Raw genomic sequence first — 12631 nt, 5'->3', positions numbered from 1 at the left:
AATCGCTAGAAAGGTTGTCCCACGGTGCCAGATAATAAAAAGCGCGGAGAAGACGCGATGCACAAGCTCGACCGCGAGCTAAAGTCCCGTGACCGCAAACAAAAGACTCGTCCTTTTGGTGTCGCCGTAGCCTCGCTCGTCGTCATCCTCGGCATCGCCGGAGGAATTTACTTCCTCTCCACCCGCGATGGCTCTGAGGGCGAAATCCAGGCGGAAGATACCTCGGAAGCACAGACCACGCAGGAAGCCCCCAAGGCAGAGCCCTTGAGCGGCAAGCGCGCGGAAGCCCTGCCGGCAACCGTCCAGTGCGAGTACAAGGACAATGGGCAGGATGGCCACGGTGCCAAGAAGCCCGACGGCAAGGGTATTTCCACCGAGGGCACTGTCACCGTATCCTTCGATACCACCCAGGGCCCGATCGAGATGAACCTAGATCGTGCCACCGCGCCTTGTACCACCCACGCCATTTCGGAACTGGCTGACTCCGGCTTCTACGATGACACCGTCTGCCACCGCATGACCTCTGGTGGCTTGAATGTGCTCCAGTGCGGCGATCCCACCGGTTCCGGTACCGGCGGCCCAGGTTTCAGCTTTGCTAATGAATACCCCACCGATGAAACTGATGACGAGGACTTGCAGAACCCAGTTGTCTACCCCCGCGGTTCCGTCGCTATGGCCAATAGCGGTCCGGATACCAACGGCTCCCAGTTCTTCCTTAACTACGACGACTCGGAGTTGCCTCCTAACTACACCTACTTTGGCACCATCACCGAAGATGGCCTCAAGACCCTAGACAAGATTGCCGAGGCCGGCGTAGACACCGGCGAGCAGGGCGGTCTCCCAGGCGGCCAAGAAGACGGCAAACCTGCAGAAGAGGTAAAGATCAAAAAGGCTACGGTAAAGGCCTAGTCTGCGGCATCGGCGCTTGCCGATGCCTCCCCTCCCCCTACATTTGCCTCACCCCAGCGCAATGCACGAACTAAATCGTGGCGTGGCGCTGGGGCATTTTCATATCCGATGCTTTGCCTTGAATACCCTCCTACCTGCACTTAACTCCAGAAAGCACATCCTTCCCATTCACACCATCTGCATTAATCACCCCCTCAAAACACCCCTATTCCTTATTGATAATGTTTTTTATTAAACTCAGCTTGGGGTAATTCGGACAGCTACGAAGCCGTCTAATATCTAAAAAATTTGAACACCACAAGCTTGATAGGAAACACAATGAAGCTTTTCTCCCGCAAGGCCTTCCTCGCCGGCGCAACCGCCCTTTCCGTTACTCTCGCTGGCACCACCGTGGCCACTGCCGCGGAGAATGCGGATACCGCCGCTCAGATCTCTTCTACCACCTCCACCGGCACTCCTAGCCAGAAGATTGATTCGGACGCAAACAAGCAAAACGACGCCAAGAAAACGCAAGACTTGTCTTCCAAGGACGCGAATCCTGAGTCCATCAAGGCCTGGATCGAAGTTATTACTGCTGCTGTCGGTGCACTGGGTACTCTCTTCGCTTTCGCCAATAAGTACATCAACATCGATGACCTTCTAAAGAACTTCAAACTTCCTTTCTAAACGCTAACGCGCCTTGAGAGTGCTTAACCGCCGTGCTCTTATTGAACTGCACGGCGGTTGTACGGAAGGTCGTTCTGATGTTCTCCCCCCTCTATCAAATCTTTAAGACTCTTTGGCCTGTTTGATATACCCAGAGCCAACGAGGTCATTAAAGATATCTGGGTCTATGTCCTGACCATTCTTGATGACAGATATGTGCCCGGTGGGCTCTAAAACCATAATCTGAACGTCTTCCATGCGGGCTAAACCAGCCTTTCGCACAGCGGAATACACGTCAGAGCGAGTGATGTGAGACACGGTGAGATTATCGTCAATCATCTCGCCCTGAAAGACGATGAGAACAGGGCGGCGATCCAAAAATCGCGTCCACTTCACCACCTTGCGGATGGTACCGAATGCAGCTTCCAGGGCCATCAGCGTGGTCAGCCCGATAACACCCGCCGCTAATGTGGGTGGAACACCAATGATCACTCGCCCGGCAACAGCACCGAACATAATGATGATGATCGCGTCAGAGGCAGTCATGGAAGTCAGTACGCGAGAACCAAAGAGCTTTACCAAGACCATAAAGGCAAGATAGATGCCTAATGTAGACAACATAACAACAGGAACTCGATGTAGCTCGATTCCTAGTTGAAAAGTAGCCTCGCGTAAAAACCGTTCAAAGATATCCACGGCTTTTGAGGTTACTAGGATGCAAGACACAGCACAGAAAAATTAGCGCTTTTCCTCTTTAAGCGAGGAAAAGCGCTTTTCGCGTATCCGCAGGAATTGGATCGCTAATTAGATGTGAAAAGTCTTGCGCAGGTCATCAAAGATGGCCCGCAGTGGTGCCGGCAGCACCTGGGGGTTCAAACCAATAATGGCGATTCCTGCCGCTAGCGCCGCCACGATGGCAAGGGCTGCGCCACCAAAGGAAGAGCCTTGCGGTATCTTCGGGGCATCATCGGCGTCACCCAATTCTACGGGCAATACTGCTTGCGTACCAGCGTCGGTGGTGATTTCTAGGTTCTGAGAGCCAGTCAGGCCTTCTGGAACGGTAAGCGTCACTTGCGCACGTCCGCGCTCTCCAAATTGGTCATCGCCTTCCTGCTTGGAATTATCGATATCGGCAGATACTTCCTCATCCCCCAGCTTCACCGTAACGGTCTTAGCCATTGGCTCGCCCTCACTGGTGTAATTCAAGCTGGACAGTTCGACGGTGATTTCTTTGCCCGGGACAATATCGCCATCGATGTGGGCGCCAATTTGGCCCTGTCCCTTACGAACCTCGGACTCGCCGGACGCGATGTAGTCGATCATGGCTTGGGCATCCATATATCCCACATCGTTTTTGTGCTTGATGGAGCCTGCTTCAAAGTAACCATCGCCGCCCTTTTCGCTGTCGCTGGAAGCAAGGAAGGAAGAAAGCGCGATGGAATAGTCCTTATTCGGATCGAGGGGCTCGCCATTAACAGTCACCGCCTTGACGCGCTGGCCGTGGGATGCCTTGTGGTCATAGACCACCTGGACGTTATTGGACAGCCCCATGGCAAGACGCGGACGGCTGCTTTCACCTTGCCACTGGTTTTCCAGTGCGGTGATGAAGTCTTTGCCGGAGACCTTCGCAGTAATAACGGAGTTACCAAACGGCTGGACCTCATAGATGTCCTTGTACGTTACATCGCCGCCCTGCAAATCGGCGCGCACTCCGCCGGCATTCATTACGCCAAGGTCGATGTCCTCACCCACCTGCTTGCTCATGGCATAACGCTGCCCTTCCGCAATGAAGTTATTCAGGGTGGACTCGACACCGCGGTTGGAGCCTGGCTTTTGCCCCTCATCGGAACCGCGGAATAAGTCGGTTTCGACTTTGCCAGCGCTCTTCGAGCCTTCTACCTCGGCTTCATCTTGTGCCTTCTTTACGATGCCCGCAATTTCTGCATCGGGCTCTACCTGCGCCGCAGCAGTCGCGTCGTACTGCTTGATCTCAATGCTTTTCACCTTGCCCGAGGCCTTGTCGTAGGTAATATCGGCATCGTTAAGCAGCTTGCCGTACTCATAGCCTTGCGCCCACTGCAGTGGGAACGCGCCTTCGCGCTCTACCGTTCCCTGGGTGGTCTGGTGGGTATCGCCACCAAAGAGGATATCGACATCCTTGTTGAAGCCTTCTGCATATTCCTCCGCATCTTCGTGGAAGAGGGAGACCACGACGTCTGCCTCGCCGCTTTCCTTCAAACGGGTGGCTTCCTTATTCGTTGCCTCAACGGGATCGGTAAAGGTAACGCCCGGAATCTTTGCCGCAGACACCTTGAACTTGGTGTTTTGGGTAACGGTTCCGACATAACCGACCTTCACCCCGTCGATTTCTTCCACATGAGAGGCATCCAAGAGCGGCTTGCCGTCTTTTAATACATTGGCGCCGAGGATGGGATAGTCAGACGCTGGCTCGATACGGTCCGTTAGGTCCTCGGTGCCCTTGTCGAATTCGTGGTTGCCCACCGCGGTGACCTTCATCCCCATGGCATTGAGCGCTTCCAGGGTGTATTTGTCATCCGAGATGGCCGAGACGAATGCAGAACCGCCCACGTTATCGCCTGAAGAGGTGAGGTTAAACTCCTGGCCTTCGTTGACCTGCTTGATAAGCGATTGCAGGTGAGCCACGCCAATCTCATCGCCCGCCTTAGCTGGATCGCTCAGGCCATCTTCCAGGTGACCGTGCAAGTCAGTGATATTGGTAACCGAGATGGTGGTCATGTTCTCCTGCGCTAGGGCCTGCGTGCCGGAGAGAGCGACGGCGGTGACGGTGGTCGCGGCCACCAACTGGCCGATGCGGCGGAACTGCATAATTACTCCTGTGTCGTAGAAAGTATTTAGATAATTTATATCGCTTTCTTAACCAACTCGCAGGAAGCACACCACCCGTGAACTGGTCTTTTACCTCTCCTCCGCCCAGAATTCACACAATCGTCACCTGCCCGTAGCCCGCGCGTTGCTCTACCAAGCAACCGCGCAGGGAGGTAGCCAGGCAGTCAAACGGTTACGCGGTCACGCGGTAGACGTCAAAGACGCCCTCAGTATTGCGCAGCGTCGTCATCAAAGAACCCAGCTGCTTGGTATCCGATACGGAGAAGGTAAACCGCATCGTGGCAATTTGGTCCTCGCCGCGGTTCGAATTCATCGTCAACACATTGATGTTCTGATCGCTTAATACCCGCGTTAGCTCAGACAGCAGGCCCTGACGGTCCAATGCCTCAAGCTGCAACGTGGCGGAAAACGCGCCGGTAGAAGAGGTACCTGAGGACCATTCGACCTTCAACATACGTTCCGGTTCGGATTTGAGCTTTTCCGCGTTGGCGCAGTCCGCACGGTGCACGGATACTCCCCCACCGCGGGTGACGAAACCGAAAATAGCGTCCCCGGGCACCGGCTGGCAGCACTTCGCAAGCTTGGCCATGACATCGAGGCTTCCCTCCACCAAGATGCCCGTGCCGGAGGCGGAGTCCTTAGTATGCTGCGCGCGAGAATGCTCGAGCTCCGACAGCGGGGTTCGAGAAGCCAGCGCATCCACGGCATCATCGCGATCGCCGAACATGGCGACCAATTGGTTGGCCACGTGTTGTGCGGAAACATGTCCTGCGCCGATGGCAGTATACAGGGCATCGACATCAGAATAGTGCAGCTGTTCTGCCACCTGCTTCATGGAGCTGGCGGTAAACAGGCGGTGCATCGGCAAGCCGCCGCGCTGCACCTCAGTGGCCAAGGCATCGCGCCCGGCTTCAAGGTGCTCCTCACGCCTTTCCTTGGCAAACCACTGGCGGACCTTTGCCTTGGCACGCGGGGAGACCAAGAATTCCTGCCAATCGCGCGACGGGCCGGCGTTAGGATCCTTGGAGGTAAAGATTTCTACCTTGTCGCCAGATTTCAGCGGCGATTCTAGCGCCACCAATTTGCCGTTGACCTTGGCACCAATGCAGCGGTGCCCGACCTCCGTATGCACGGCATAGGCAAAATCCACCGGAGTGGAACCCGCCGGCAGATCCACCACATCACCCTTCGGGGTAAAGGCGAAGATCTGGCGCGCCGTCAGGTCATAGCGCAGGGAATCGAGAAACTCATTGGGGTCAGCCGCTTCTTTCTGCCAGTCCAGCAGCTGGCGCATCCAGGCCATCTGGTCCACCTCTTCCTGGTGCCCAGAATTCTTTCCCTTCGTTTCCTTATAGCGCCAGTGCGCGGCGACGCCGAATTCGGCGTTGTAGTGCATCTCGTGCGTGCGGACCTGTACCTCAAGGGTCGCTCCGCCGTCCGCGAGCACCGTCGTATGCAAAGACTGGTAGACGCCGAAGCGCGGGGAGGAAATATAATCCTTAAAACGCCCCGGCAGAGCCTGGTAGATGGAGTGCACGACGCCAATGGCGGCGTAACAGCTATTGCTGTCATCCACCAGCACGCGAATGCCCACCAAGTCGAAGATCTCCGCGAACTCGCGGCCGCGGACGACCATCTTTTGATAGATAGACCAGTAATGCTTCGGCCGGCCCATTACTTCGGCCTCGATGCCATTTTCCTTTAAGGCGGCACCCACTTGGTTGATGATTTCCTTCAGGGCACGATCGCGCGAGGGCGCGCGCTCTGCCACCATGCGCACGATTTCGTCGTACTTTTTGGGATAGAGGATGGCAAAAGACAAATCCTCTAGTTCCCATTTCACGCTCGCCATGCCCAACCGGTGAGCCAAGGGGGCAATGACTTCTAGCGTTTGGCGCGCCTTTTTGGCCTGCTTTTCTGGAGGCAAGAAGCGCATCGTGCGCATATTGTGCAGCCGGTCGCTGACCTTGATGACAAGGACGCGCGGATCGTTGGCCATGGCGACGATCATCTTGCGGATCGTCTCAGCCTCGGCCGCAGCACCCAAGGCCACCTTGTCCAGCTTGGTCACGCCATCAACGAGCCGGGCAACTTCGGGCCCGAAGTCTCGGGTCAGATCCTCCAGCGTGTAATCGGTATCCTCCACCGTATCGTGCAGGAGCGCTGCAACAATGGTGGTGGTATCCATACCGATTTCCGCGGCAATCGTAGCTACGGCCAGAGGGTGGGTAATATACGGCTCACCCGACTTGCGGAATACGCCCTCATGCAACCTTTCCGCGGTGTTATAGGCAGCGTTGAGTAATTCCGCATCCGCCTTGGGATGGAATTTCCGGTGAATGGACATGAGGGGATCGAGCACGGGGTTAATCTTGACCCGCCCGCCGGTCAGTGACCGGGCAAGCCGAGCAGACATGCTCCGCATCCCGTTATTAGCCTGGCGTTTTGCTGACTTATCCGTGGCCATCTCTACCGCCCTTCACAATGCTGCAGCCTATATTGCTGGCTGCAGCGCCTTTCCAGATCGTGTGATCTAGCTTAGACACACCATCTTAGTCAGCGTCATCCAGCACAATGAGCGGCGGGCCCGATAAGCGTTCACGACCATTAAGACCCTTAACTTCTAGCACCACTACATTGCCCGCGACCTCGGCACCTGCAGACTCCAGCAACAGTTTGGCGCCGTGGAGGGTGCCACCGGTGGCTAGGACGTCATCGACAAGCACCACGCGCTTGCCCTTCACATCAACGCCGCGGGCGGGGATCTCCAACGCGGCCGACCCATATTCCAGTTCGTATTCCTCGGTATATACAGGCGGCGGAAGCTTGCCCTTCTTGCGAATGGCCAAAATGCCCAAACCCAGTTTGTACGCCACGGCAGAGCCAAGCAGGAACCCGCGGGCATCCAAGCCGCCAATGAGATCCGCACCCAGCTCCTCGCACGCGGCCGCGAGTCCATCAACAACGGCCTGAAATGCCTCAGGATCGGCTAATACCGGTGTGAGGTCTTCAAAAAGAATCCCTTCTTCTGGAAAGTCCTGCACAAGGCGCACGTTATCGCGCAATGCTTGTGCTGCTGATTCGTAGTGAGAGGTCATCATCTTCCTTGAGAACTAAATAGCGAGAATTAATTTAGGAGCGAACAAGGCCTAGGCCTTTTCCACAGGTTCTTGTGTCGACACATGCCAACGGTCCATATTCCAGCCGATGCCCGAGATGCCAGTGTACGGCAGGACACCCTCCACGTCGCGATGAACGATGAACACGCGCGGCTGCGCAGCGACCGGAATGGAGGGAACACTCTCCCACAGCTGCTCTTCCTGCTCCTTGAGCTGAACGGAGTTTTTGATGCTGGAATCAGCGGCGGAGTACTCGGTCAGCGGATCGACTGGGCCCAAGAAGGCATCGATGGTTGGCTGCCCCGTTTCCGGATCAGGGTTGAGATAAAACTGCGATAGGTTCTCCTCCGCAGCATCCTCGATGGTAATCCCCGCCGGTTCGCAGGAGGCGCGCAGCGCATCGACCATCGCCTGATAGCGCTTATCCGGGCCAACGTAGCCCACCTTGATGGTGGATCCATTCAACTGGCCGGCCGCAGCCATGTCCGTTCCCTCGTGGTCCTTCGCCACCGAGCCTAGCGTTTGGGCTACCGGATCTTGGACAGAGACGGTACGCACATAAGCCGGTGGAACATCGACACCAGATATTTCGGAGCTCTTTTGTGCTAACGCCGCTTGGTCGACGCAGGCAGCAAATGCCTTCCTAGCAGAAGGCTCTGCGAAAATCCCGGCCTGCGACAGGGTCAGCGTATCGGTTTGCAGGCCAACCTTGGTGGTCGTCTCAAACGCGTCAGCGCCTGCGCCCGCGGAGTCCTTGTCTGAGGAATCGTTATCGGATTCTCGGGCGTCGTTGCCTTCTCCAGATTCCGCATCCGCGCCGCCTTTCCCGGAGAGCCAGTCGGGCGCCGCGACGGCGGAATCCGCCACCTTGAGAACGCCCTTATCCGCAAGTTCCTGTGCGTTCGCCGTACTTGGCCAAATAACGAGGCGATCCAAGGCAGGTTTGTCGCCGCGATACTGCTCATTGGCTTTTAAGAAAACCTCGCCGGAATCGCCCACCTTATCCGCAGTGAATGGTCCGTAGGAGACCTGCAGCTCGGGGTCAAAGTCATCCTTGGCTGTAGAAAACCCATAGCGCCACAATTCCGCTACTGGCTGCAACGTCGCCATGTCTTCTGCGTGCAAGGCCGCGTTGAGTTCCTCTACGGTCAAATCCGTCTTCTGCGCAAGCGCGTGCGCAGGCATGACGGTGCCAGGGCCAAACATTTGGCGCCACCGATGTCCCTGGTCTTTCTGAAAAGTCAGTGTAAAGGCCTTGCTCTGCGGTGCGCACTCGATATCCGCGATGTCATTCATCAGCGGCATATGCGAGGCAAATTCAACCGGGTGCGTGCCAGCCGTATAGGCAAGCAGGTAATCATCGCAGGTGACGGGGGCACCATCGGAGAATGTGGCGTCATCGGCAAGCGTCACACGCACGCTTTCCCGATCACTATCAGCTGCCGGCGGAAGCTCTTCGGTCTCTACCAAATCCGCATTGGGAATAAGCTGCCCGGAGGGCCCCGGGACAAAAAGGCCGGGATAAAGCCGCGTCGAAAGTTGGGCCGCTGAGGTGGTGCTGCCGAAGGCGGTGCCGGCATTCGTCGTGGTCAGCTGAGAGTTAACCATATATCCGGCGTAGTTGTAGGACTCCGGATCGCTGGGCGTAGCCTGGTCACCGCTCTCGGATTCCTCACTGCTGCACGAGGCCGCTACCAGCGCAAGGGCGGAAAGCCCCGCTGCAACCGCCGTGATTTTGGGACGGCGCCCCCACCACCGTGTGGTGCCTAATCTGCGTTCCACGGTACGCACAACCCCTTTTCTCCTAAAAAGACCAAGCTTTAGTCTGCCTGATTATGCCGTGTTCAAGGGCACTTAGCGGCCCGGGCGCCACGTAGCACCGGTATGGCCGGAGGCACTGCTGCCGTGATCAGTTTGTTCTTCTGCCACTTCCTTGTGCGTCTTGGCCCCGACATCGGAAGGCGTAACCACCTTGCGCTTTGCAGAACCCGCATCCGCTGGTTCACCTTCCTCAGATTTACCTGCGCGGTAATCTAGCACACGCTGCGTGTGCTGCTTGACGCGCTTAGTCCAGTTAGCAAACGTCACCACCAACGGAGTGGCCAAGAAAATCGAGGAGAAAATACCCTCGATAACGCCAATGAGCTGGATCAGCGCCAAATCGCGCAGCGTACCGATGCCCATAAGCCATACGGCAATGACGAACAGCGCGATAATAGGCAGCGCGGAAATGATAGAGGTGGAAATGGAACGCATGACCGTCTGGTTAATCGCCAAGTTGGCGAGTTCCCCATAGGTCTTAGATCGTTGGCCTTCCAGCCCGGCCGTATTCTCATTGACCTTGTCAAAGACGATGACGGAGTCATAGATGGAGAAGGTCAGGACGGTGAGCAAACCGATGATGACGGCGGGAGAAACTTCAAACCCGAAGAGGGCGTAGATACCGGCGATGACGATGCCATCAATAATTAGCGCCAAAATGGCGGCAAAAGCCATAATCTTTTGCAGGCGTACCGCCACATAGATTGTCGCTGCAACGAGGAATACGATCATGGCGAGGATCATGCGCTGCGTAATCGAGGAGCCCCACGATTCGGACACGGTGGAAGAACCGATGGCGTCCGGGGTGGCCTCCCCGTTTTCATCCTTGGGTTGGAATTCCTCGTAGATGGCAGACCGAGCGCTGTCTACCTCTTCTTGGCTCAAGCGCTCAGAGGTGATTTCGAGCGTCTCAGAATCACCGGCACCAACGATGCGCACTTGCTCCGGTTCAACGCCAGTGGAGTCCTCGAAGACGGTAGCTACCTCGTCTTCTTTCAAGTCCCCAGCAGGCATGGACAAGGTGGTGCCACCCTCAAAGTCGAGGGAAAGCGTAAATCCACGAATCAAGATAGCGACGATGGCACCGACGAGGAGCGCGGCGGTAATCCCGTACCACCGTTTGGTATGGCCAATGAAGTCATAGCCACGCTCGTCTTCATAGAGGCGATCTAAACGCGAAATCTTATTTTTAGTCGATACGGCCATGATTATTTCTCCTCATCTTCCGCAGCTGCTGAGGGCGAAGAACTCTCAGACGAATCGGCGCCAACGGATGCCGAATTTTCAGTGGAGCGCTCCTGCGGCGTAGTAGCGGCAGAACGGGAATCTCCGTAGTAGCCGCGCTCGCGCCGCTCTTCAATTAGCGCATAAATTCCACCCAAACCATTCATCGATGGCTTGGCTGCCGCAGGGCGGCGGCCAATAATCTGCATCAACGGTGCCATGACCAAGAAGGACACGACGAGGTCGAAGACCGTGGTCAGGCCCAAAGTAAACGCGAAGCCCTTCACTTCACCGATGGCGAGGAAGTAGACAATGACAGAACCGATGAGTGTCACCGCATTACCGGTCACGATGGTGCTGCGCGAGCGCTCCCAGGCCTTCTGCGTTGCTGACCTAAAGGTTCTACCTTCTAAGAGTTCATCCTTGATGCGCTCGTAGTAGACCACGAACGAGTCCGCTGTCGCACCGACACCGATGACCAAACCGGCGATACCGGAAAGGTCGAGCGAGTAACCAATCCAGCGCCCCAGCAGCACAATAGCGCCGTAGGTCAGCAGGGCAGAGCCGAGCAAGAAGATAACGGACACACCACTGAGCGCGCGGAAGTAGTACAGCGAGTAAAGGATGACCAAAATCAAGCCTGCCAAGCCAGCCCAAAGACCAGCTTCTAGCGCTGCCTTACCCAGTGTCGGAGGAATGGACTCCACCGTGCCACCGGGCTCGCCGTTTTCGCCGGCAAAGGACAGCGGCAATGCGCCGTAGCGCAGGTTATTGGCTAGGTTATTGGCCTCTTCTTGACTGAAGTCGCCGTTAATGGAGGTAGCGGAACCGTACGGGGTAGCTCCCTGGATAACCGGCGCCGAAATCACGGCCGAGTCAAGGGTGATGGCAATCTGATCGTTCAGGTGCTCCCGCGTGAGGTCCGCCCAGGTCTGGGAGCCGTTCGGGCCGTTGCCAGTCTTGAAGGAGAAGCTGATCTCCATCTGGCCGGACTGCGGGTTGAGGCCACCGTTGATCGGGGAATTGGTATCAATCTCATTACCCGTCAAACGGGTACCGTCTTCATCCTCAATGCCACTGAGCAACGGGGCTGGCTCCAAGACATAAGGAGTGCCGCTGTCGTAATCACAGGTAACAAAAGGCTTGGACGGATCGTCTGCGCCAGCCAGCGGGTCAGCGGCTCCCTGGCACGTCAAAAGTGAAGAGGCCGCTGCCTGCGTAGTCGGATCCTCCGATTGACGGTCCTTCAACAACATCTCGGTGATTTCATCGCGACGCTCGGTCTGCTCAATTGAGTTGGACGGCTCATCCAAAGGCTTAGCGGAAACCTTCGGGGCCTTGACGTCCTTCGCTTCCTTGCCCTCAGCCTGCGCTTCTTGCTGGGCCACGGCGTTGGTGACGTCTTCCAACTTCTTGTTAGCTTCGTCCTTATCTAGGACGCCGTATTTGACCCAGCGGTTGGCCATATCCTCCAGCTCTTTGTCGAGCTTGTCCAAATCCGGCGCCGAGGGTTGCGCCACCGGGCGGAAGTACAACTGAGAGGTCTGCCCCACTGCTTGGGCCTGCGAGGCGTCCTCGCCAGGTACTGTGATGACGAGGGTATTGCCGTTGATGACGACCTCGGAACCAGAAACGCCCATACCGTTCACGCGCTGTTCCAAAATATTGCGCGCCTGCCGTAGCTGGTCCTGGGTGGGGTCTTCACCTTGTGGTGCCAAGGTAACGCGCGTGCCGCCCTGCAGGTCAATGCCTAGCTTTGGGGTGGCTTGGCGGTTTCCGGTGAAAAAGACCAGCGCATAGATAACGACCACGATAAGCCCAAAAAGCGCGAGGGCGCGTTTAGGCCATTGGCGGTTGCTATTTTTCATAGCGCCTCGAGATGATGCGGACAACGATATTCTCCTGTGCACTGCAAACCAGGGTGATTAAACATTAAATACGGCCCGCCCAATTCGGCACGGGCACGTTAACAACGCACAATCGTACGTCATGGAACAACATTTTCCTTAACGGGGTCCGCGATTCAGCGAAAATGTGTCAGGTTC

Annotated in this window: 9 protein-coding genes; 2 read left to right on the top strand and 7 right to left on the bottom strand. The window is 56.5% G+C overall.

The window, feature by feature from the left end; all coding sequences use genetic code 11:
* Nucleotides 1-24: 24 nt before the first annotated feature.
* Nucleotides 25-909, top strand: coding sequence for a peptidylprolyl isomerase (locus QP891_RS01360; RefSeq protein ID WP_284816834.1), 885 nt, complete (start codon nucleotides 25-27; stop codon nucleotides 907-909).
* Nucleotides 910-1227: 318 nt separating this feature from the next.
* Nucleotides 1228-1575 (top strand): hypothetical protein, encoded by a 348-nt coding sequence (locus QP891_RS01355; RefSeq protein WP_284816832.1) that lies wholly within the window; start codon nucleotides 1228-1230, stop codon nucleotides 1573-1575.
* A 102-nt stretch (nucleotides 1576-1677) separates the two neighbouring features.
* Here QP891_RS01355 and QP891_RS01350 read toward each other — a convergent pair whose 3' ends face one another.
* The 7 genes from QP891_RS01350 to secD all read right to left on the bottom strand — a co-directional run bounded on the left by QP891_RS01350 (nucleotide 1678) and on the right by secD (nucleotide 12454).
* Complete coding sequence (locus QP891_RS01350; protein WP_410755690.1) at nucleotides 1678-2250, bottom strand: DUF421 domain-containing protein; 573 nt, start codon at nucleotides 2248-2250, stop codon at nucleotides 1678-1680.
* A gap of 108 nt (nucleotides 2251-2358) precedes the next feature.
* The gene (locus tag QP891_RS01345; RefSeq protein WP_284816830.1) at nucleotides 2359-4401 is read right to left on the bottom strand and encodes a bifunctional metallophosphatase/5'-nucleotidase; all 2043 of its coding nucleotides are present in this window, start codon (nucleotides 4399-4401) and stop codon (nucleotides 2359-2361) included.
* A gap of 193 nt (nucleotides 4402-4594) precedes the next feature.
* The gene (locus QP891_RS01340) at nucleotides 4595-6889 is read right to left on the bottom strand and encodes a RelA/SpoT family protein (protein ID WP_284816827.1); all 2295 of its coding nucleotides are present in this window, start codon (nucleotides 6887-6889) and stop codon (nucleotides 4595-4597) included.
* An 85-nt stretch (nucleotides 6890-6974) separates the two neighbouring features.
* On the bottom strand, nucleotides 6975-7520 hold the full coding sequence (locus QP891_RS01335) for an adenine phosphoribosyltransferase (RefSeq protein WP_284784357.1): 546 nt from the start codon (nucleotides 7518-7520) through the stop codon (nucleotides 6975-6977).
* A gap of 51 nt (nucleotides 7521-7571) precedes the next feature.
* Complete coding sequence (locus tag QP891_RS01330; RefSeq protein WP_284816825.1) at nucleotides 7572-9323, bottom strand: ABC transporter substrate-binding protein; 1752 nt, start codon at nucleotides 9321-9323, stop codon at nucleotides 7572-7574.
* 72 nt (nucleotides 9324-9395) lie between these two features.
* A complete protein-coding gene (secF, locus tag QP891_RS01325; protein WP_284784224.1) occupies nucleotides 9396-10568 on the bottom strand; it encodes a protein translocase subunit SecF in 1173 nt (390 codons plus the stop codon).
* Nucleotides 10569-10570: 2 nt separating this feature from the next.
* A complete protein-coding gene (gene secD, locus QP891_RS01320) occupies nucleotides 10571-12454 on the bottom strand; it encodes a protein translocase subunit SecD (RefSeq protein WP_284769709.1) in 1884 nt (627 codons plus the stop codon).
* Between the last annotated feature and the right edge of the window lie 177 nt (nucleotides 12455-12631).

Origin of the sequence: Corynebacterium sp. MSK310 (assembly GCF_030227355.1) — a bacterium.
GTDB classification, from domain to species: Bacteria; Actinomycetota; Actinomycetes; order Mycobacteriales; family Mycobacteriaceae; genus Corynebacterium; species Corynebacterium rhinophilum.
The sequence above is the reverse complement of the archived record's forward strand: the minus strand, read 5'-3'. Positions and strand labels throughout refer to the sequence as shown.

Excerpts from the sequence above, each read along its gene's own strand:
- QP891_RS01355 (WP_284816832.1), top strand. The coding sequence starts at position 1,228 with ATGAAGCTTTTCTCCCGCAAGGCCTTCCTCGCCGGCGCAACCGCCCTT.
- QP891_RS01345 (WP_284816830.1), bottom strand. The coding sequence starts at position 4,401 with ATGCAGTTCCGCCGCATCGGCCAGTTGGTGGCCGCGACCACCGTCACC.
- QP891_RS01340 (WP_284816827.1), bottom strand. The coding sequence starts at position 6,889 with ATGGCCACGGATAAGTCAGCAAAACGCCAGGCTAATAACGGGATGCGG.
- QP891_RS01335 (WP_284784357.1), bottom strand. The coding sequence starts at position 7,520 with ATGACCTCTCACTACGAATCAGCAGCACAAGCATTGCGCGATAACGTG.
- secF (WP_284784224.1), bottom strand. The coding sequence starts at position 10,568 with ATGGCCGTATCGACTAAAAATAAGATTTCGCGTTTAGATCGCCTCTAT.
- secD (WP_284769709.1), bottom strand. The coding sequence starts at position 12,454 with ATGAAAAATAGCAACCGCCAATGGCCTAAACGCGCCCTCGCGCTTTTT.